Source organism: Sphingomonas jeddahensis (assembly GCF_001981525.1).
GTDB lineage: Bacteria > Pseudomonadota > Alphaproteobacteria > Sphingomonadales > Sphingomonadaceae > Sphingomonas > Sphingomonas jeddahensis.
Genome location: NZ_MPSB01000002.1, coordinates 202633 through 223779, shown reverse-complemented (window position 1 = coordinate 223779; position 21147 = coordinate 202633). Strand labels below are relative to the sequence as shown.

20 protein-coding genes are annotated in these 21147 nt (G+C 64.7%); 11 read left to right on the top strand and 9 right to left on the bottom strand.

Annotated elements, in window-relative coordinates; genetic code table 11:
- Positions 1–262 precede the first annotated feature (262 nt).
- From rpoD to SPHI_RS03115, 4 genes are all read right to left on the bottom strand, one after another.
- Entirely contained in the window at positions 263–2287 is a 2025-nt protein-coding gene (rpoD, locus tag SPHI_RS03130; RefSeq protein ID WP_076743426.1) for an RNA polymerase sigma factor RpoD, read from the bottom strand.
- Positions 2287–4164, bottom strand: coding sequence for a DNA primase (gene dnaG, locus SPHI_RS03125; RefSeq protein WP_076743425.1), 1878 nt, complete (start codon positions 4162–4164; stop codon positions 2287–2289). The genes rpoD and dnaG overlap by 1 nt, the downstream gene beginning before the upstream one ends.
- The gene (locus SPHI_RS03120) at positions 4155–4631 is read right to left on the bottom strand and encodes an endonuclease domain-containing protein (protein ID WP_083719741.1); all 477 of its coding nucleotides are present in this window, start codon (positions 4629–4631) and stop codon (positions 4155–4157) included. The genes dnaG and SPHI_RS03120 overlap by 10 nt, the downstream gene beginning before the upstream one ends.
- Before the next feature lie 75 nt (positions 4632–4706).
- The gene (locus SPHI_RS03115; RefSeq protein WP_076743591.1) at positions 4707–5159 is read right to left on the bottom strand and encodes a GatB/YqeY domain-containing protein; all 453 of its coding nucleotides are present in this window, start codon (positions 5157–5159) and stop codon (positions 4707–4709) included.
- Between the two features lie 95 nt (positions 5160–5254).
- On the opposite strand from SPHI_RS03115, the gene carA reads away from it, so the two are divergent.
- The 4 genes from carA to greA all read left to right on the top strand — a co-directional run bounded on the left by carA (position 5255) and on the right by greA (position 10709).
- A complete protein-coding gene (carA, locus tag SPHI_RS03110; RefSeq protein ID WP_076743424.1) occupies positions 5255–6511 on the top strand; it encodes a glutamine-hydrolyzing carbamoyl-phosphate synthase small subunit in 1257 nt (418 codons plus the stop codon).
- A gap of 2 nt (positions 6512–6513) precedes the next feature.
- Positions 6514–6825, top strand: a complete 312-nt coding sequence (locus SPHI_RS03105; protein ID WP_076743423.1) for a hypothetical protein — start codon at positions 6514–6516, stop codon at positions 6823–6825.
- Entirely contained in the window at positions 6825–10154 is a 3330-nt protein-coding gene (gene carB, locus SPHI_RS03100) for a carbamoyl-phosphate synthase large subunit (RefSeq protein WP_076743422.1), read from the top strand. The genes SPHI_RS03105 and carB overlap by 1 nt, the downstream gene beginning before the upstream one ends.
- Before the next feature lie 78 nt (positions 10155–10232).
- Entirely contained in the window at positions 10233–10709 is a 477-nt protein-coding gene (gene greA / locus SPHI_RS03095; protein WP_076743421.1) for a transcription elongation factor GreA, read from the top strand.
- A gap of 475 nt (positions 10710–11184) precedes the next feature.
- Here the strand turns inward: greA and SPHI_RS03090 are convergent, their stop codons facing one another.
- Genes SPHI_RS03090 through SPHI_RS03070 form a run of 5 tightly spaced genes read right to left on the bottom strand, consistent with a single transcriptional unit; the run spans position 11185 to position 13211 of the window.
- The gene (locus tag SPHI_RS03090; RefSeq protein ID WP_076743420.1) at positions 11185–11412 is read right to left on the bottom strand and encodes a DUF4170 domain-containing protein; all 228 of its coding nucleotides are present in this window, start codon (positions 11410–11412) and stop codon (positions 11185–11187) included.
- A gap of 50 nt (positions 11413–11462) precedes the next feature.
- Positions 11463–11954 carry a DUF883 family protein gene (locus SPHI_RS03085; RefSeq protein ID WP_076743419.1) on the bottom strand — a complete coding sequence of 164 codons (492 nt, stop codon included), beginning with the start codon at positions 11952–11954 and terminating at the stop codon, positions 11463–11465.
- Complete coding sequence (locus SPHI_RS14930; protein WP_076743418.1) at positions 11954–12307, bottom strand: DUF3618 domain-containing protein; 354 nt, start codon at positions 12305–12307, stop codon at positions 11954–11956. Before SPHI_RS14930 ends, SPHI_RS03085 begins: the two co-directional genes overlap by 1 nt.
- Positions 12304–12645, bottom strand: coding sequence for a phage holin family protein (locus SPHI_RS03075; RefSeq protein WP_076743417.1), 342 nt, complete (start codon positions 12643–12645; stop codon positions 12304–12306). Before SPHI_RS03075 ends, SPHI_RS14930 begins: the two co-directional genes overlap by 4 nt.
- 5 nt (positions 12646–12650) lie before the next feature.
- Entirely contained in the window at positions 12651–13211 is a 561-nt protein-coding gene (locus SPHI_RS03070; RefSeq protein ID WP_096348711.1) for a hypothetical protein, read from the bottom strand.
- A 134-nt stretch (positions 13212–13345) separates the two neighbouring features.
- Here SPHI_RS03070 and eno point away from each other — a divergent pair, with 134 nt between their 5' ends.
- From eno to tuf, 7 genes are all read left to right on the top strand, one after another.
- Complete coding sequence (gene eno / locus SPHI_RS03065) at positions 13346–14626, top strand: phosphopyruvate hydratase (RefSeq protein ID WP_076743416.1); 1281 nt, start codon at positions 13346–13348, stop codon at positions 14624–14626.
- Between the two features lie 122 nt (positions 14627–14748).
- On the top strand, positions 14749–14997 hold the full coding sequence (locus SPHI_RS03060) for an FtsB family cell division protein (protein WP_083719739.1): 249 nt from the start codon (positions 14749–14751) through the stop codon (positions 14995–14997).
- Between the two features lie 79 nt (positions 14998–15076).
- Positions 15077–16318 (top strand): Xaa-Pro dipeptidase, encoded by a 1242-nt coding sequence (locus SPHI_RS03055; protein ID WP_096348713.1) that lies wholly within the window; start codon positions 15077–15079, stop codon positions 16316–16318.
- A gap of 205 nt (positions 16319–16523) precedes the next feature.
- Complete coding sequence (gene rpsL / locus SPHI_RS03050) at positions 16524–16895, top strand: 30S ribosomal protein S12 (protein ID WP_019516007.1); 372 nt, start codon at positions 16524–16526, stop codon at positions 16893–16895.
- Between the two features lie 55 nt (positions 16896–16950).
- On the top strand, positions 16951–17421 hold the full coding sequence (rpsG, locus tag SPHI_RS03045) for a 30S ribosomal protein S7 (protein ID WP_076743413.1): 471 nt from the start codon (positions 16951–16953) through the stop codon (positions 17419–17421).
- A gap of 97 nt (positions 17422–17518) precedes the next feature.
- Positions 17519–19612 (top strand): elongation factor G, encoded by a 2094-nt coding sequence (gene fusA / locus SPHI_RS03040; RefSeq protein WP_076743412.1) that lies wholly within the window; start codon positions 17519–17521, stop codon positions 19610–19612.
- 235 nt (positions 19613–19847) lie between these two features.
- A complete protein-coding gene (gene tuf, locus SPHI_RS03035) occupies positions 19848–21041 on the top strand; it encodes an elongation factor Tu (protein ID WP_076743411.1) in 1194 nt (397 codons plus the stop codon).
- Positions 21042–21147 lie beyond the last annotated feature (106 nt).

Sequence of the window (21147 nt, the reverse complement as noted above, 5' to 3'; positions counted from 1 at the left end):
GAAAACCGCCGCAACGTCCACGTATCGTCTGACGACTCACATGCGCATCGCTGACGCTGATCGGTTCGCTAGGGTTATGTTCGCCGCACTGGAACGGAATGGCCAGAGGGCGGCTGGTCTGACCTCATCGCCAGGTCCGCGGTTCCGGCGGTTCATGGCCCAGGCCCGGCGCGACGCCGCGGTCGCCACAAGCCTTTGGAACATGGAAAAGGGGCGGGAAGATGCACTTCCCGCCCCCAACTTCCTCAAAACAAGACGGCTGTTACTGGTCCAGGAAGCTGCGCATCTTCCGGCTGCGGCTCGGGTGCTTCAGCTTGCGAAGCGCCTTGGCCTCGATCTGGCGGATGCGCTCGCGCGTCACGCTGAACTGCTGGCCGACTTCCTCCAGCGTGTGATCGGTGTTCATGCCGATGCCGAAGCGCATGCGCAGCACACGCTCCTCACGCGGCGTCAGCGACGCGAGCACACGGGTGACAGTTTCCTTCAGGTTCGCCTGAATCGCGGCATCCACCGGAATGACGGCATTCTTGTCCTCGATGAAGTCGCCGAGGTGCGAATCCTCCTCGTCGCCGATCGGCGTCTCGAGGCTGATCGGCTCCTTGGCGATCTTCATCACCTTGCGCACCTTCTCCAGCGGCATGGAAAGGCGCTCGGCCATTTCCTCCGGAGTCGGCTCGCGGCCCTGCTCGTGCAGGAACTGGCGGCTGGTGCGCACCAGCTTGTTGATCGTCTCGATCATGTGCACCGGGATGCGGATCGTACGCGCCTGGTCGGCGATCGATCGCGTGATCGCCTGGCGGATCCACCACGTCGCATAGGTCGAGAACTTGTAGCCGCGGCGATACTCGAACTTATCGACAGCCTTCATCAGGCCGATGTTGCCCTCCTGGATCAGATCCAGGAACTGCAGCCCGCGGTTGGTGTACTTCTTGGCGATCGAGATCACGAGGCGCAGGTTCGCCTCGACCATCTCCTTCTTGGCGATGCGCGCCTCACGCTCCGCCTTCTGCACCATGTTGACGATACGGCGGAATTCGCTGAGCGCCATGCCGGTCTGCTGCGAGATTTCGCTGATCTCGATGCGGATGCGATCAACGGCCGCCGCCTCGTTGGTCGCGAAAGCGGTCCACTTCTTGTCGAGGCCGTTCACGGTCGCCAGGAACGTGTCGTCCAACTCATGGCCCATGTAGCGATCGAGGAAGTCCTTGCGGCTCACCTTGTGCCGCTCGGCCAGGCGCAGCATCTGCCCGCCCAACGCGGTCAGGCGCCGGTTGTAGCTGTATAGCTGGTCGACCAGATACTCGATCTTGGCGTTGTGGAACTGGACGCTCTCGACCTCGGCGGTCAGCTCCTCGCGCAGCTTCTGGTACTTGCGCTCGTCCGCCGCAGTCAGCTCGGTCCCGCCGCCCATGGCGTCGAGCCGGCCCTGCTGCATCTTGGAAAATTTCTTGTAGATCGACGTGATGTTGGCGAACTTCTCAAGCGCCATTGGCTTGAGCGTTTCCTCCATCTGCGCGAGGCTGAGGGTATTGTCCTCCTCCTCGTCGTCCGACGGGCGCGGCGCGCGGCGCTCGGTCATGTCGTCGTCGTCATCCGACGCCGCTTCTTCCAGCTCTTCCTCTTCCTTGAAGCTGGTGCCGGCGGTCTTCTCGCTGATCTCGCCGTTATCGTCTTCCTCGGCGCCCTCGACCTGTTCGGCCGACGGTCCCTTGGAGAGCATTGCGTCGAGATCGAGGATCTCGCGCAGCTGCATCGTGCCTTCGTTGAGCTGCGTGGACCAGTCGATGATCGCGTTGAAGGTGATGGGCGATTCGCACAGGCCCATGATCATCGTATCGCGGCCGGCCTCGATCCGCTTGGCGATCGCGATCTCGCCCTCGCGGCTCAGCAGCTCGACGGCGCCCATCTCGCGCAGGTACATGCGCACCGGATCGTCGGTGCGGTCGACCGTTTCCTTCTTCTTCTCGACGACGGGCGCATTGTCCTGGTCGCCGTCGACCGATTCGACCTCGTCCTCGGGCTGCTCCTGCTCCTCGCCGTCCTCGCCCTGTTCCTCGTTCTCGACGATGTTGACGCCCATTTCGTTGAGCGCGGACATGATGTCCTCGAGCTGGTCGGACGACATCTGGTCCTGCGGCAGCGCGGCGTTGAGCTGTTCGTAGGTGATGTACCCGCGCTTCTTGGCGCGGGCGATCATCTTCTTGATGTCCGCGTCATTGAGGTCGATCAGCGGAGCATCGGCCACTTCAACGCCGTCTTCTGCACCGCTACCGTTAACCTTCGCCATCAATCGTCCTCGGATCCAAAAGCGCGGGCGTCTTCGTTCGACTGAACGAGATTTGCAAGCCGAAGCTCCAGCGCCTGTTTCTCTCTCACCAACGCCACCTGCCGTTCGAACGCTTCATCGGTGAAGCGCGCCTGCATGGCGGCGGTTGCATCAGCCAGCGCCGCATTCACTTCGGGCCCGGCGACAAGGATGGCGATCGCTTCGTCAAGGTCTTCCCTGGCGCGCGCTTCGTCCCCGATCGGCTGGGTGAAGGAATAGGGCATCGTATCTGCTCTCAGCAGGTCGCGGGCGACTGCTTCGAAACCACTGTTCCGCAATATGGTGACGAGCCGCGCGCTATCAAGCGCCCGATCTTCCAGCGCAACATCCACCACTGCCTCGAACAATCGCCCGAGCGCCCCGTCCGCCATCCGCAGCGAACCCAGCACTTCCATATGCCGGGCGATCTCCGCGGGGTGGCGGATCAGTCCGGCGAGCACCGCCTTAGCGATGACCGGGTCAACCCCGGCCGCGCGGAACGCCTTGGCATCCTCGGTGACGGGCAGGGGAGGGGGCGTCCACTTCTGTCCCGGCCGGCGCGGGGTGAAGGGCGCGCGCGGCTCGAAGGCTTTGCGCGCTGGCGCCGCGAACTGCTCGTCATAGCGTCGCCGGAACTCGGCCTGATATTCGGATCGCACGACCGGATCGACGATCGTCTTCGCCAGCTCACCCATCCGTGCGCGAAAGCCGGCGCGCTGCTCGGGCGTGGTCATCGGCTCGGCCGCCAGCTCATGCGCCCACAGCCGGTCGACCAGCGGCACCGCCTCGCGCACGCACACCTCGAAAGCGCCGGCGCCCTTGGCGCGGATCAGATCGTCGGGATCCTGCCCCTCTGGCAGCGTCACGAACGACAGGCTGCGCCCCGGTGCCAGCATCGGCAGCGCGCGATGCGCGGCGCGGATCGCCGCCTTCTGCCCGGCATTGTCGCCATCGAAGCACAGCGTCGGCACATCGACCATCCGCCACAGCCGCTCGAGCTGATGCTCGGTCAGCGCGGTGCCGAGCGGCGCCACCGTCTCGCCGATCCCCGCCTGCGCCAGCGCGATCGCGTCCATGTATCCCTCGACCACGAACACCCGGTCCGCCTTGCGCGCGGCGGGCGAGGCACGATCGAGATTGTAGAGCGTGCGCCCCTTGTCGAACAGCGGCGTGTCCGGGGAGTTCAGATATTTCGGCTCGCCATCGCCGATGATCCGTCCGCCGAACGCGATCACGCGGCCGCGCGCGTCGCGGATCGGGATCATCAGCCGCCCGCGAAAGCGGTCATACGGCTCCTTGCCCTCAACGCTGATCAGCAGCCCCGCCTCGATCAGCATCGCATCGCCAAACGACTTGAGCGCGCTGCGCAGCTTGCCCCGCGCATCCGGCGCGAAGCCGAAACCGAAGGTGCGCGCCGTGTCGGCCGAAATCCCCCTCCGCGCGAGCAGTTCACGCCCGGCCGCGCCCTCCAGCCCCTCAAGCTGCGCCCGGAACCAGTCAGCCGCGGCCTGCATCAGCCCGTGCAGCGACTGCGCTTTCTCCGCCCGCTCCGCCGAGCGCTTGTCCTGCGCCGGCATCTCCATACCGGCGGCTTGCGCAAGTTCCTTCACCGCATCGATGAAGGGAAGCCCGCGCTGATCGGTCATCCACCGGATCGCATCGCCATGCGCCGAACAGCCGAAGCAATGATAGAAGCCCTTGTCATCGTTGACATAAAACGATGGCGTCTTCTCGTTATGAAACGGGCAGCACCCCTTGTGCTCGCGCCCGGCCTTGGTGAGCTTGGTAGTCTTGCCGATCAGCGCGGAGAGCGAGGTACGCGCGCGCAGTTCGTCGAGAAAGGCGGGGGTCAGGGACATGGTGGTTCGGTCTGCTTGGACAGGCCCTCCCCCAACCCCTCCCGCAAGCGGGAGGGGAGTTCCGCAGGACGACCTTCTTCATCCCCCTCCCGCTTGCGGGAGGGGCTAGGGGAGGGCATGTCCGCGAGCACCCGCTCTATCTCGCAGATCACACCCTCAAGCCGCTCCAGCACATCATTGTTCCAGAACCGGATCACACGATAGCCCTGCGATTCGATGAAGCGCGTTCGCGCGTAATCACGCTCAGCACCGACGCCATGCTGCCCGCCGTCCACTTCGATCACCGGCTTGGCGCTGCGCGACACGAAGTCGCAGATGAACGGCCCAGCCGGAAACTGCCGGTTGAACCGCACACCCGCCACCTTCCTGGCGCTGAGGCAGGCCCACAGCTTCCGCTCGGCATCCGTCATCATGGCGCGGAGTTCACGCGAACGTGCGGTCGGGCGAGCATAACCGCGATCGGGCATGCGCATCACATGCCCTCACCCAGCTCCTCCGGCAAGCGGGAGGGGAGCAATGTTGTGCCGCTTCCGACCCAAGCGCTACGCCAACGCCGCCTTCACCAACCCGCTCGCCTTGGACATATCCAGCACGCTCCCATGCCGCGCCTTAAGCTCGGCCATCACGCGCCCCATGTCCTTCATGCCGCTCGCGCCCATCTCAACCTTGATCGCCTCGATCGCCGCGCTCGTCTCTTCCTCGCTCAACTGCTTCGGCAGGAAGCGATCGATCACCGCCACTTCCGCTTCCTCGGCCGCCGCCAGTTCCTCGCGCCCGCCATTGCGAAACATCTGGATCGATTCGATCCGCTGCTTCTTCATCTTCTGCAGCACTTCCACGACGAGCGGATCGTCGTCCGGCGCCTGGGCGGCGGTGCGCACCTCGATGTCGCGGTTCTTGATCGCCGCCTGGATCAGGCCGATCGCGGCGCGGGTGTCCTTGTCGCCGGCCTTCATGGCGGCAATCTGGGCTTGCTTGATATCGTCTCGAATCATGGTGCACCGGCCCATATCAGATTGACGCGGGGGAGGGTGGGGTTTAGCGCGCCGCTCTTAACGTACATCGCCGCTTACCAGGAGTGCCCGCCCCCATGGCCGACGCCAAGCCCTCGCACGCGCCTCAACCGGATGGCGCCACCGGCGTCCTTGTTCTCGCATCGGGCGACGTGCTGTGGGGCCATGGCTTCGGCGCCGAGGGGCAGGCGGTGGGCGAAGTGTGCTTCCACACCGCCATGACCGGCTATCAGGAGATCATGACCGATCCCTCCTTTGCCGGTCAGATCATCACCTTCACCTTCCCGCACATCGGCAACGTCGGCGCTAACCCCGATGACGTCGAGGCGGACGAGCCGCACGCGCTCGGCATGATCGTGCGCGAGGATCCCACCGCCCCGTCCAACTTCCGCGCGGCCGAAAACCTCGTGGGCTGGATGAAGCGCCACGCCCGCATCGGCCTGGCCGGCATCGATACCCGCGCGCTGACGCGGCGCATCCGCGGCGGCGGCGCCCCCAACGGCGTGATCGCGCATTCGGCCGATGGCACGTTCGACCTCGACCTGTTGCTGAACATGGCACGCGAGTGGCCCGGCCTCGAAGGCATGGACCTCGCCAAGGCCGTGACTCGTGAGACCCACGGCACTTGGGGCGACGATCGCGCCAGCGGCATCTGGCGGCTCGGCTTCGGCTACGAAACACGTCCTTCGACAAGCTCAGGACAAACGGAGGAAGATGGCAGCGCTCCTAGCCCCGTTCGTACTGAGCCTGTCGAAGCACGTGCCCCGAGCGACCGCCCCCATGTCGTCGCAATCGACTACGGCAGCAAGCACAACATCTTCCGTAACCTCGTCCAGGCCGGCGCGAAGGTTTCCGTCGTCCCCGCGGAAACCGATTTCGCCACGATCATGGCGCTCAACCCCGACGGCATCTTCCTGTCGAACGGTCCCGGCGATCCCGCCGCGACCGGCGAATACGCCGTGCCGGTGATCCGCCAGCTGCTCGAGACGGACAAGCCACTGTTCGGCATCTGCCTCGGCCACCAGCTGCTCGGCCTCGCGGTCGGCGCGCGCACGACCAAGATGTTCCAGGGCCACCGCGGCGCCAATCACCCGGTCAAGCGCCTCTCCGACGGCGCGGTCGAGATCACCAGCATGAACCACGGCTTCGCGGTCGAGCGCGACAGCTTGCCGGCGAACGCCCGCGAGACCCACGTCTCGCTGTTCGACGGCAGCAACGCCGGGCTGGAACTGACCGACAAGCCCGCGTTCAGCGTGCAATACCATCCCGAGGCAAGCCCGGGCCCGCAGGACAGCTTCTATTTGTTTGAACGGTTCGTAGGGTCGTTGCGGTGAACATGGCGGGTCGGCTTGCCGCCCCGTTGTTAATCCTGGTCTCGGCCGCCTGTTCGCAGGCGGCCCCGGCCAACCAGCACCAGTTACAGGCGCGCCTGTCTTCGATCCCGGGCAAGTGCGGGGAGGAGAGAGCGCGGCTGAAGGCAACATCGGCCACGCAGGTGACGGTGGAGCTGCCCGGCGACATGCCGCGTGAGGTCTCGCAACAGGTCTCTGCGTGCATCGCCGCCGAAGTGAAGAAGATCTCGGGAGCCAGCCTCAGCCCGATCGGCGCTGCGGCCGGTGCCGCCGACCAAGGACCAAGAGAGACATAATGCCAAAGCGCACCGACATCTCCTCCATCCTCGTCATCGGCGCAGGGCCGATCGTCATCGGCCAGGCGTGCGAGTTCGATTATTCGGGCACGCAGGCGATTAAGGCCCTCAAGGAAGAGGGGTATCGCATCGTCCTGGTCAATTCGAACCCGGCGACGATCATGACCGATCCCGAGCTCGCGGACGCCACCTATGTCGAGCCGATCACGCCCGAGATCGTCGCCAAGATCATCGAGAAGGAGCGCCCCGACGCGGTGCTCCCGACGATGGGCGGCCAGACCGCGCTCAATACCGCGCTGTCGCTGTTCCGCGACGGTACGCTGGAGAAGTTCGGCGTCACCATGATCGGCGCCGATGCGGAGGCGATCGACAAGGCCGAGGACCGGCTGAAGTTCCGCAACGCGATGGACAAAATTGGCCTCGAAAGCGCCCGCTCCGCCGTCGCGCATACTGAGGCGGAAGCGCTGGAGGGGCTGGACAAGGTCGGCCTGCCCGCGATCATCCGCCCGAGCTTCACGCTCGGTGGCACCGGCGGCGGCGTCGCCTACAACCGCGAGGAGTTCATCGAGATCGTCCGCAAGGGCCTCGACGCCTCGCCGACCACCGAGGTGCTGATCGAGGAGTCGCTGCTCGGCTGGAAGGAATATGAGATGGAGGTGGTCCGCGACCGCGCGGACAATTGCATCATCATCTGCTCGATCGAGAATATCGATCCGATGGGCGTCCACACGGGCGATTCCATCACCGTCGCGCCGGCGCTGACGCTGACCGACAAGGAATATCAGATCATGCGCAACGCCAGCATCGCGGTGCTGCGCGAAATCGGCGTGGAAACAGGCGGTTCGAACGTCCAGTTCGCGATCAATCCGAAGGACGGCCGCCTGATCGTCATCGAGATGAACCCGCGCGTGTCGCGGTCGTCGGCGCTCGCCTCCAAGGCGACCGGCTTCCCGATCGCCAAAGTCGCGGCGAAGCTCGCCGTCGGCTACACGCTCGACGAGATCGAGAACGACATCACCGGCGCTACCCCGGCGTCCTTCGAGCCGACGATCGATTACGTCGTCACCAAGATCCCGCGCTTCGCCTTCGAGAAGTTCAAGGGCGCCGAGGCAGTGCTGTCGACCGCGATGAAGAGCGTCGGCGAAGTCATGGCAATCGGGCGCAATATCCACGAGTCAATGCAAAAGGCGCTGCGTGGCCTAGAGACCGGCCTCAGCGGCTTCGACAGGGTCGAGCGCCTCGTCGGCGCGCCGCGCGCCGAGATCGAGGCCGCGCTCGCGGTCGCTTCGCCGGACCGGTTGCTGGTCGCGGCGCAGGCGCTGCGCGAAGGCTTCACCGTCACCGAAGTCCACGCAATCGCAAAGTACGATCCGTGGTTCCTGGAGCGGATTGAAGAGATCGTGCGCGCGGAGGAAGAGGTGTGCCGCAACGGCCTGCCGATCGACGCAGCCGGCATGCGCCGCCTCAAAGCAATGGGCTTCAGCGACAAGCGCCTCGCCTGGCTCGCGCTCCAGTCGGCCAACCTGCGCGGCATGCACCGCGGCATTGCTCAAGGCTCCGGCCTGATCCATGAGGCGGTCAAGGCGATGACCGGCGGGGTCACCGAGCAGGAGGTGCGCGAGCATCGCATCAAGCTCGGCGTGCGCCCCGTCTTCAAGCGCATCGACACCTGCGCGGCCGAGTTCGACGCCAAGACGCCCTATATGTACTCGACCTACGAGGCGCCGACCTTCGGCGAGCCCGAGAACGAGGCAATGCCGTCCGACCGCCGCAAGATCGTGATTCTGGGTGGTGGACCGAACCGGATCGGGCAGGGGATCGAGTTCGATTATTGCTGTTGCCACGCCTGTTTCGCGCTGGCGGACGCCGGCTTCGAGACGATCATGGTCAACTGCAACCCGGAGACGGTGAGCACCGACTACGACACCTCCGATCGCCTCTATTTCGAGCCGCTGACCGCTGAGGACGTGTTGGAGATCCTCCACGTCGAACAGTCCACCGGCGAACTGGTCGGGGTGATCGTCCAGTTCGGCGGCCAGACCCCGCTCAACCTGGCGCGCGCGATCGAGGCAGCGGGGATCCCGATCCTCGGCACCTCGCCGGCCGCGATTGACCTTGCCGAGGACCGCGAGCAATTCGCCGCTCTCGTCAACAAGCTGCGCCTGCTCCAGCCCAACAACGGCATCGCACGGAGCCGCGACGAGGCGATCAACGTGGCCGAACGCGTCGGCTATCCCGTGCTGATGCGCCCCAGCTTCGTGCTCGGCGGCCGCGCAATGGAAATCGTCGACGGCCCCGCGCAGCTTGACGATTATATCCAGACCGCGGTGCAGGTGTCGGGGGATGCCCCCGTGCTGATCGACCAGTATCTGCGCGACGCGATTGAGGTCGACGTCGATGCGATCTGCGACGGCGACGACGTGGTGGTCGCCGGTGTGCTCCAGCATATCGAGGAAGCCGGCGTCCATTCGGGCGACAGCGCCTGCTCGATCCCGCCTTATTCGCTGCCGCCCGAGATCATCGCCGAAATCGAACGTCAGACCGAGGCGCTCGCCCGCGGTCTCGACGTGCGCGGCCTGATGAACATTCAGTTCGCGGTGAAGGACGGCAAGGTGTACCTCATTGAGGTCAACCCGCGCGCCAGCCGTACCGTGCCCTTCGTCGCCAAGGCGATCGGCGCCCCCATCGCCAAGATCGCCGCGCGCGTCATGGCCGGTGAGAAGCTGCGTGACCTGCCCAAAATTGACCGCAGCATCGATTATTATGCGGTCAAGGAAGCGGTGTTCCCCTTCAACCGCTTCCCCGGCATCGATCCGGTCCTCTCGCCGGAAATGAAGTCCACCGGGGAAGTCATGGGAATCGATCGCGATTTCACCACCGCCTTCGCCAAGTCGCAGCTCGGCGCCGGCACGGTGCTGCCAACCGGCGGTGCGGTGTTCGTCAGCGTCAAGGATGAGGACAAGGCGGCTATCGTGCCCGCAGTGCGCGAATTGGCGGATGCCGGCTTCACCATTGTCGCAACCGGCGGCACCGCCGATCACCTCCAGCGCGCCGGCATTTCGGTGGAGCTGGTCAACAAGGTCGCGCAAGGGCGCCCGCACATCGTTGACCGGATCAAGGACGGCGGGATCGCGCTGATCTTCAACACCACGGAAGGATGGCAGAGCCTCAAGGACTCGCAGCCGATCCGCGCGTCGGCGGTGAATCAGAAGATCCCGTATTTCACCACGGCGCAGGCCAGCGTCCAGGCAGCGAAAGCGATCACTTCGGCGTCACGAAACCTTGAAGTACGGCCGCTTCAATCCTATTATTCGCAGCCGCACAATTGATCCCCGACATTCTGTTTGAGGTGCGAAGCGGCCGCCAGGGGGCCGCTCGGGGACATGTTTATTGAAGGGTGACGCGCGATGGCGACCGTCGAGAAGATGCCGATGCTGCAGGAAGGCTATGAAAAGCTGAATGCGGACCTGAAACGGCTGAAGATCGAGCGGCCGCAGATCGTCGATGCGATCGAAGAAGCACGCGCCCACGGCGACCTTTCGGAAAACGCCGAATACCATGCCGCGAAGGAGCGTCAGGGCCAAATCGAGGCGACCATTGCGGACATCGAGGACAAGCTCTCCCGCGCCCAGATCATTGATCCGCGCGAGCTGTCCGGCGACAAGATTGTGTTCGGCGCGACGGTGACGCTGCTTGATGAGGACGAAAAGCCGATCAAGTACCAGATCGTCGGCCAGACCGAGGCGGATGCCAAGAGCGGCCGGATCAGCTACAACTCGCCCCTGGGTCGCGCGCTGATCGGCCGCAGCGTGGACGATGAGGTCGAGGTGTCGGTGCCCGCGGGTGACCGTTATTACTTGGTGTCGAAGATCGAGTTCATCTGATCTGCACGTGGGAAGGCGGCCTGCCGCGGCTTTCCCACTCGTCACGTCAGGCGTCGACTGTGGATCAAGTTTCCGCGAGTGCTAGCGTCGCCTGGAAACAACCTGGTACTCACCGTCGTACCGGCACAAGGCCGGCGTGACGGGAACCATCCTACAGATCTGGTGCGCGCAGAGACCTGAATAGAGTTCTCTCAGAGGACACAAAAGGTCTCACCCTATCCGCTATCCCGCGTCAGCAACAAAAGAACCATTGCTGCCGCGCTTCTTGTCCCAACGCGCAACACCTCCGTGTGCTGCGTACTCTCTGTGAAAATCACTTCTTCGCGCCTCGGCCTCTTCGCGTGAATCAAGATCGCCAGCGTACGTGGAATCTTGGATCCAGGCGCACGGCCGGGATGACGAGCCGGGGAGGGCAGTTTGAAACAAAAATGCCGGGACAAAGCCCGGCATTATCTGCAACTTCTGCAACTCTCACTCAGCTTGCCGACTTCAGCAGGTCCGGCTCCAGCAGGCGGTGCAAATGCACCACCACATATTTCATCTCGGCATCATCGACGGTGCGCTGGGCGGCGCCGCGCCATGCTTTTTCCGCCGAGGCATAGTCGGGGAACACGCCCACGATGTCGATGGACTTGAGATCGGCGAAGTCCAGCGTGCGCGGGTCGGAAACCCGGCCGCCGAAGACGAGGTGTAGCTTGCTCATGGCCGGCTCCCTTATCGCCTCGGCGCGCAGGTTTGAACCCTCTCCGTGCCTTATCCGTGTGTCGTCTTGATCTCCTCGCGGCCGGCCTGCGCCGCCGCAGTGCCGGCGTGCGACGCGGCCTTGGCGACACTCTTGAGCAGCGACTTCACCTGATTGCGCGCAGCATCCTTGGTGAGCCCCAATTCCTCCAGCTCACCGCGCCCTGTCTCTTTGGCGGCAGCCAGCGCCGCGACCGCCGCCGCGCTCACCGTTTTGCCAACCGGCGCGAGCAGCTGCTTTTCACGATCGCTACGCGGAACCAGTGCGCCGATCAGCGCACCTACCGCCAAGCCGCCAGCGAGCGCGCCGAGCGGGTTCCCTTCGATAAAGTCCCCCGCCTGATGCGCCGCGTCGCGGGCTGTATCGCGTGAGCTTTCCACCGTGTCACCGGCGCGCGCCACGGCGCTTTCATAGGCGTGGCTGGCGCGATCGCGCAGCGTGTCCTGCCCGCTCGCCTGCGCGCCATTCTGGTTTTGGCCGGTCTGGTTGTTGGTATCGGTCATTATCTGTTCCTCTCGGCCGATTGGGGCCAGTCACCTGGGATCGAACGCGCTAGTGGCGCCTCGGTTTCGCGCTTGCGGCCGAGTAGGGCGGCGGCGATCCGGCGTCGTGCCAACCATGCCGTGGCAAGCGTCACCACCCAGACCACTGCTTCGGGATTGGCACGGGCGGACGCCACGCCGCTACGCAGCGCTTTTTCTCCCGTTTCCTGCAAGTTCTCGACCGCGTCGCGTGCCACCACGCGCGGGTTAAGCCGCATCTGGAGCGCGCCCGCAGTATTGGTCAGGCGCTGGCGGGCGGCCGCGGCACGCTGCTCGGCAAGTTTGACATTTGCTGCCTCCGGGTCGGCGCTCACGATATCACCTTCTTGCTCAGCTGCGCCTTGCCCATCAGCCCAAGGATCGTCGCCACCGCGAGCACGCCCGCCACGACGGCCAGCGTTGCCCAGCCCGGTCCGATCAGCGGCGCCAGCGCCATGATCAGTCCGACGAGCAATGCGATCAACGCTGCCAGCGCAAGCACCGCCGCGGCGCCGAAGTAGACGACTGCCCATTTGTAGCGCGTGACCGCAAAACCGGCCCGCGCCTTGACGAGCGCGACCTCCGCTTGCGCCGCCTCGCGCGCGTCGGTCGCGAGTTGTGATACGAGTTGGCCGATGCCGGCCTCCTCGAGGTCAGCGCGTTCTCCCCGCATGCGGGTCAGGCCTGGTCGCGACTGTCGAGCCCTGCCGACAGAAGGCGTGCGGCGACGAAGCCGACGGCCGCCGCCACGCCGATCGCTGCCGCCGGGCTCTTGCGCACCAGTGTGCGCGCATCGTCCAGCAGCTCGTCGACGCTGCGGTCGTTGAGCGAGGAGGAAAAGCCTTGCACCTGCTCCGCTGCGCTACGGGCATATTGCCCATATTGCTGCCCAAGCTTGTCATCGACCTGGCCGGCGGCGTCGTTCAGCATTGTGACGAGCTGGTCGAGCGCGCCGGTCGCCTTGGCCTTGCCCTGATCGGCATAGCCACGCGCGCGATCACCTGCTCCGCTCTTCAGCTTGGCCACGCCGTCGCTGATCGTCTGGCGCGCGGTCGCCGGCTCTGCGTCGCTGGTGGAGTTGTTCGCCGGCCCGCCCGGCTGTGACAGCGGGTCACCGCCATCGGTGTCCGTGCCCTTCAGCGGGTCGATCGGCTGCAACGCGTCGGTTGCCGCGAGCGGATCGGCAAGCGCGGGCGCGACGTCCTGGTCGGTCATCGGCTTGAGATTGTCGTCGGCCATTATGAGGTCCTTCCTTGATCGAGACGGAGAACCCCGCCGCGTGCGGGGTGGTTCCATCGCGAATTGCCGGGGACCGCGCGCCTCGTTATCGGGCATGCCGAACCCGTTTCCCGTCATCCTAGAAGGATCGTTACGTGACCGCAATCATCGACCTGCAAGGCCGCCAGATCATCGACAGCCGGGGCAATCCCACGGTGGAAGTCGATGTGTTCCTGGAGGACGGCAGCTTTGGCCGCGCCGCAGTGCCGTCGGGCGCGTCGACCGGCGCGCATGAGGCTGTGGAGAAGCGCGATGGCGACAAGAGCCGTTGGCTGGGGAAGGGCGTCGATGGAGCGATCGAGGCGGTGAATGGCGAAATCGCCGACACGATTCGCGGCCTCGAGGCGGAGGATCAGCTCGAGATCGACACGGCGCTGATCGAGCTCGACGGCACGGAGAACAAGGGCCGGCTCGGCGCCAATGCCATCCTGGGCGTCAGCCTCGCGGTTGCCAAGGCAGCGGCGGATGCACGTGGCCTGCCGCTCTATCGCTACGTCGGCGGTGTCTCGGCCCACGTCCTGCCGGTGCCGATGATGAACATCATCAACGGCGGCGAACATGCGGACAACCCGATCGATTTCCAGGAATTCATGATCATGCCCGTCGGGGCCGAGAACATCATGGAGGCGGTTCGCTGCGGGTCGGAAATCTTCCACACGCTCAAGAAAGGCCTGCATGAGAAGGGCTTGGCGACCGCAGTTGGCGACGAAGGCGGCTTCGCGCCCAATCTCGCCAGCACCACGGACGCGCTCGATTTTATCATGCAGTCGATCGAAAAGGCCGGCTACACGCCCGGCGAAGACGTGATGCTCGCGCTCGATTGCGCCGCGACCGAGTTCTTCAAGGACGGCAAGTACGTCATCTCCGGAGAGGGCCTGACGCTCGAGCCCGGCGCAATGGCGGACTATCTCGCCGATCTCGTCGCGCGCTATCCGATCCTGTCGATCGAGGACGGCATGGCCGAGGATGATTTCGAAGGCTGGAAGGCGCTGACGGATGCGGTCGGTAACAAGGTGCAGCTGGTCGGCGACGATCTGTTCGTGACCAACCCGGCGCGCCTGCGTGACGGCATTTCGCGCGGTCTCGCCAATTCGCTGCTGGTGAAGGTCAACCAGATCGGCACCCTGTCCGAAACGCTGGAGGCGATCCGCATCGCCGAGCGCGCCGGCTACACCGCCGTGATGAGCCACCGTTCGGGCGAGACCGAGGACGCCACGATCGCCGACCTCGCCGTCGCCACCAATTGCGGGCAGATCAAGACGGGCAGCCTCGCGCGCTCCGACCGGCTCGCCAAGTACAACCAGCTGATCCGCATCGAGGAGGAGCTCGGGACGGTCGCGGCTTATGCTGGCCGGGACGTTCTGCGCCTGCGCTAAAAACACCCGGAAACTACTTGAATCCAGGGGGGCTTTCGGCGAGAATCACACACGTGAACCGCCGCAAGCCCTCGACCCTTCGCGCTACCCTGAAGCGCGCCGCCTGGCCGGCGCTCGCGCTGATGGTGATGGCGTTCTTTGGCGGCTATGCCGTGCTCGGCGCCAACGGGCTGCTGGCATTCGGCGACTACAAGCGGCAGGTGGAGCAGCGCGAGCGCCGCTACGCCGCGCTCGATCAGAAGCGCGAGGAATTGCGCAACCGCGTGGCCTTGCTCGATCCCCGCCACGCCAACCCGGATATGGTGGATGAACTGGTGCGTCGGGAATTGAACGTTGCACATCCGGACGAGGTGATCGTTCCGCTCAACTGAGCGACCGGGCGACGGGCTCTTCCCTCCGCCCCTGATCCACGCCATGCTGATCATCGTCAGGGGGTATGTCTTGAAATCCATGTTGCTCGCCGCCGCCGCCGTTTGCGCGGCCGTTCCTGTTGCTGCCGAAACGGTGGTCATTACCGCGGCGCGGATGCTCGATGTCGAAAAGGGCGCGATCGTCCAGCAGCCGGTGATTACCGTCACTGATGGGCGAATCACTGCGATCGGCGGCACTGCGCCCGCGGATGCCAAGCGGCTCGACCTTGGCGACGTAACGCTGGTCCCCGGCCTCATCGACATGCATGTCCACCTCGACAGCACACCGCTCTACGGTGGCTACACCGGGCTCCAGTTTACCGACACTTTCTGGACCGCGCAGGGCGTCGGCAATGCCGAGGCGATGCTGCGCGCCGGCTTCACCACCTTGCGCAATCTCGGTTCGGAAAATTTCAACGATGTCGCTTATAAGCAGGCGATCGAGGAGGGGCTGATGGTCGGCCCGCGCATCGTGCCCGCGGCGCATGCCTTGTCAGCGACTGGCGGCCATTGCGACAGCACCTTCTATCCGCCGAGCTTCAACCAGCGCGGCAAGGCCGTGGGCGACACACCCGACGAACTGCGCACCCATGTCCGTCAGCAGCGCAAATATGGCGCGGAAGTGATCAAGGTCTGCGCCACCGGCGGCGTGTTCAGCCGCAACACCGAACCGGGCCAGCAGCAACTCTCCGAAGCCGAACTCCGCGCCGTTGCGGACGAAGCGCACCAATGGGGCCTCAAGACCGCCGCGCACGCGCATGGCGCCGCGGGCATCAAGGCCGCGATCCGCGCCGGCATAGACACGATCGAGCACGCTAGCCTGATCGACGACGAAGGCATCCGCCTCGCCAAGGAGCGGGGGACGTACCTGTCGATGGACATCTACAACACCGAATATACGCAGGCAGAGGGCGCCAAGAACGGCGTGCTCGAGGATAATCTGCGCAAGGATCGCGAGGTCGCCCAGATCCAGCGAGATAATTTCCGCAAGGCCAATGCGGCCGGCGTCAAGATGGTCTTCGGCACCGACGCGGGCGTCATGCCGCACAAGGATGCCGGCAAGCAGTTCCGAATCATGGTCCAGTACGGCATGAGCCCGCTTCAGGCGATCCGCGCTGCCACCGTTACCGCTGCTGAGGCGCTGGGTCGCAGCAAGGACGTCGGCACGATCACGGTCGGTCGCTACGGCGACATGGTCGCGGTCGCCGGCAACCCGCTGTCCGATGTGGCCGTGCTGGAACGCCCGGTGGCGGTCATCAAGGGCGGTGCACGGATCGACTGAGGCGGGGCGGGCACCATTGACCCCTTGCGACTCCCAACGTATAGGCGCGCCCGTTCGTGTCGGGTCCGCTCGCACGGGCAAGCTTGAACATTGCTGGATGCTTAGAGGGCCAGGGAGGTCGCGTTCGACCGCCCCGAGGTCCTTTTCGTATTCCTAGTGCTGTTATGGCTCCAGCAAAGTAACCTACGGAAAGGTGAAGGCTTCAATGCCGACGATCAACCAGCTGGTCCGCAAGGGCCGCGACCCGCAGAAGGCCAAGAGCAAGGTCCCTGCGATGGAGCAGAACCCGCAGAAGCGCGGCGTTTGCACCCGTGTTTACACGACGACCCCGAAGAAGCCGAACTCGGCGCTGCGCAAGGTGGCCAAGGTTCGCCTGACCAACCAGCGCGAGGTCATCAGCTACATTCCGGGCGAAGGCCACAACCTGCAGGAGCACTCGGTGGTGCTGATCCGCGGCGGCCGTGTGCGTGACCTTCCGGGCGTGCGCTACCACGTGCTGCGCGGCGTGCTCGATACGCAGGGCGTGAAGGACCGTCGCCAGTCCCGTTCCAAGTACGGCGCCAAGCGTCCGAAGTAAGCCGGTCGGCTACCTGTTCGACCACCAAGGCTGAAGTTTAGAAGGAAGATAAAAGATGGCACGTCGTCGTCGTCCCGAGAAGCGGGAAATCCTGCCTGATCCCGTGTATGGGGATGAGGTTCTCTCCAAGTTCATGAATTCGGTGATGCTGGACGGCAAGAAGTCGGTCGCCGAAGGCATCGTCTATTCTGCGCTGACCACCGTTGAGACCCGCGCCAAGCGCGAGCCGCTCGGCGTGTTCCATGACGCGCTGAACAACATCAAGCCGGGTATCGAAGTCCGGTCGCGCCGCGTCGGCGGTGCGACCTACCAGGTGCCGGTTGAGGTTCGTCCGGAGCGCGCGCAGGCGCTCGCGATCCGCTGGCTGATCGCCGCGGCGCGCGGCCGCAGCGAGAACACGATGGACGCGCGTCTGTCGGGTGAGCTGCTCGACGCGTCGAACAACCGCGGCAACGCGGTGAAGAAGCGCGAAGACACGCACCGCATGGCCGAAGCTAACCGCGCCTTCAGCCACTACCGCTGGTAATGGCCGCGGCTTCCGTCTTGGAAGCGCAACGCAGCTGAACTATATCGTGGGGAGCCGGCCGTGGGCCTGCTCCCCACATCGCTAAGGAAAGCCCGACATGGCCCGCAGCCATCCGCTCGAACTCTATCGCAATATCGGCATCATGGCGCACATCGACGCCGGCAAGACGACGACGACCGAGCGCATCCTCTATTACACCGGCAAGTCCTACAAGATTGGCGAGGTCCACGAGGGCACCGCGACAATGGACTGGATGGAGCAGGAGCAGGAGCGCGGGATCACGATCACGTCGGCTGCCACCACCTGCAAGTGGAAGGCCGAAGAGGGCAATGGCCCCGAGCATCTGATCAACATCATCGACACCCCGGGTCACGTCGACTTCACGATCGAGGTCGAGCGTTCGCTGCGCGTGCTCGACGGCGCGGTTGCGTGTTTCGACGGCGTTGCCGGCGTGGAGCCGCAGTCCGAGACGGTGTGGCGTCAGGCCGACAAGTACGGCGTGCCGCGCATGTGCTTCGTCAACAAGCTCGACCGTACCGGCGCTGACTTCTATTTCTGCGTGCAGTCGATCATCGATCGCCTCGGCGCGAAGCCGGCGGTGCTGTATCTCCCGATCGGCATGGAAGGCGGCTTCAAGGGCCTGGTCGACCTGGTCGAGAACCGCGCGATCATCTGGCTCGAGGAGTCGCTGGGTGCGAAGTTCGAATATCAGCCGATCCCCGACGACATGGCCGAGAAAGCTGCCAAGTATCGCAGCGACCTGATCGAACTCGCCGTCGAGCAGGACGACGACGCGATGGAAGCGTATCTCGAGGGCAACGAGCCCGACGCGAAGACGCTCAAGAAGCTCATCCGCAAGGGCACGCTGAACATGGCGTTCGTCCCGGTCGTTTGCGGCTCGGCCTTCAAGAACAAGGGCGTTCAGCCCCTCCTCGACGCGGTGGTCGACTTCCTGCCGAGCCCGCTCGACGTTCCCGCGATCAAGGGCGTGAAGCTCGACGGCGAAACGCCGGACGAGCGCCCGTCGTCGGACGACGCACCGTTCTCGGCGCTGGCGTTCAAGATCATGAACGATCCGTTCGTGGGCTCGCTCACCTTCGCGCGCATCTATTCGGGCGTCCTCACCAAGGGCGGCTACCTGAACTCGGTGAAGGACAAGAAGGAAAAGATCGGCCGTATGCTCCTGATGCACGCGAACTCGCGTGAGGACATCGAGGAAGCACGTGCGGGCGACATCGTCGCGATCGCTGGCCTCAAGGAGACCACGACCGGCGACACGCTGTGCGATCCGGCACATCCGATCATCCTCGAGCGGATGGAGTTCCCGGAGCCCGTGATTGAGCTGTCGGTGGAGCCGAAGACCAAGGCCGACCAGGAAAAGATGGGCATCGCGCTCAATCGTCTGGCTGCCGAGGATCCCTCGTTCCGCGTGTCGACCGATCACGAATCGGGTCAGACGATCATCAAGGGGATGGGCGAGCTCCACCTCGAGATCCTCGTCGATCGCATGAAGCGCGAGTTCAAGGTCGAGGCGAACGTCGGTGCGCCGCAGGTGGCATATCGCGAATACCTCAAGAAGCCGGTCGACATCGACTTCACGCACAAGAAGCAGTCGGGCGGCACGGGCCAGTTCGGCCGCGTCAAGGTGAAGCTGACGCCGGGCGAGCGCGGTGCGGGCATCGTCTTCAAGGACGAGATCAAGGGCGGTAACATTCCGAAGGAATATATCCCCGCGATCGAAAAGGGCTTCCGCGAGACGGCGGCTACGGGTTCGCTGGTCGGTTTCCCGATCATCGATTTCGACATCGTCCTGTATGACGGCGCGTACCATGACGTCGACTCGTCGGCGCTGGCGTTCGAAATCACCGCCCGGGGCGCGATGCGCGAAGCGGCGCAGAAGGCCGGCATCACGCTGCTCGAGCCGGTGATGAAGGTCGAGGTCGTGACGCCGGAGGATTATCTCGGCGACGTGATCGGTGACATGAACTCGCGTCGTGGCCAGATCCAGGGCACCGACACGCGCGGCAACGCGCAGGCGGTGACCGCGATGGTGCCGCTGGCGAACATGTTCGGCTACGTGAACTCGTTGCGTTCGTTCACCCAGGGCCGTGCGAGCTACTCGATGCAGTTCTCGCACTATGACGAAGTGCCGCAGAACGTCGCGGACGAGGTGAAGGCGAAGCTCGCCTAAGGCGGGTAGGGGCTAAGCTTGGCTTAGCCCCACCTCGCTAGGCCGGCCGGCGGGTCGGCAACGCCGAACCCGTCCGACGACGCGGGGCTTGCTCCCGCGTCGGCCCGCACGGGAAGAGTGAAGCCGGCCCCGCCCACAAGGCAGGGTTTGCGAAACAAAGATTCAGTCGTTATGGGGCCGCCTTCACGGCGAGTCCTCGTGCGGCTCCAGTGGAAATCCAGAAGGTAGGACAACAATGGCTAAGGCTAAGTTTGAGCGGAACAAGCCGCACCTGAACATCGGCACCATCGGTCACGTCGACCATGGCAAGACCTCGCTGACCGCAGCGATCACCAAGGTTCTGGCTGACCAGGGCCTGTCGGAAAAGGTCGACTTCGAGAACATCGACAAGGCGCCGGAAGAGCGCGCCCGCGGCATCACCATTTCGACCGCGCACGTCGAGTATGAGACCGGCAACCGCCACTATGCGCACGTCGACTGCCCGGGTCACGCCGACTACGTCAAGAACATGATCACCGGCGCCGCGCAGATGGACGGCGCGATCCTGGTCGTGTCGGCCACCGACGGCCCGATGCCGCAGACCCGCGAGCACATCCTGCTCGCCCGTCAGGTCGGCGTGCCGGCGATGGTCGTGTTCATGAACAAGGTTGACCTGGTCGACGACGCCGAGATCCTGGAGCTCGTCGAGCTCGAGGTTCGCGAGCTGCTGTCGTCGTACGAGTTCCCGGGCGACGACATTCCGATCATCAAGGGTTCGGCGACTGCCGCGCTCTCGGGTTCGGACGACAAGCTCGGCAAGGACGCCGTTCTTGAGCTGATGGCGGCCGTTGACGATTACATCCCGCAGCCCGAGCGTCCGCTCGACAAGCCGTTCATGATGCCGATCGAAGACGTGTTCTCGATCTCTGGTCGTGGTACGGTGGTCACGGGCCGCGTCGAGACCGGCATCATCAAGGTCGGTGAGGAAGTCGAGATCGTCGGCATCCACCCGGAGGTCCGCAAGACCACCGTCACCGGCGTCGAGATGTTCCGCAAGCTGCTCGACCAGGGCCAGGCCGGCGACAACGTCGGTGCGCTGATCCGCGGCGTCGCTCGCGACGAGGTGGAGCGTGGCCAGGTGCTCTGCAAGCCGGGCTCGATCAAGCCGCACACCGACTTCGCGTCGGAAGTGTACGTGCTGTCGAAGGAAGAGGGTGGCCGTCACACGCCGTTCTTCGCCAATTATCGTCCGCAGTTCTACTTCCGCACCACGGACGTGACCGGCACCGTTGAGCTGCCTGAGGGCACCGAGATGGTGATGCCGGGCGACAACGTCGCTCTCGGCATCAAGCTGATCGCGCCGATCGCTATGGACGTCGGCCAGCGCTTCACGATCCGTGAAGGCGGCCGCACCGTCGGCGCCGGTGTCGTCAGCGGCATCACCAAGTAAGATCTTTCACTAGATCTGCGGCTCGCCGCAAAAACAGCCGCCCGGTACACCAGCAGGTGTGCCGGGCGGTTGCTTTTTTATGAGAGCACGGTTACAGGCCGCGCCT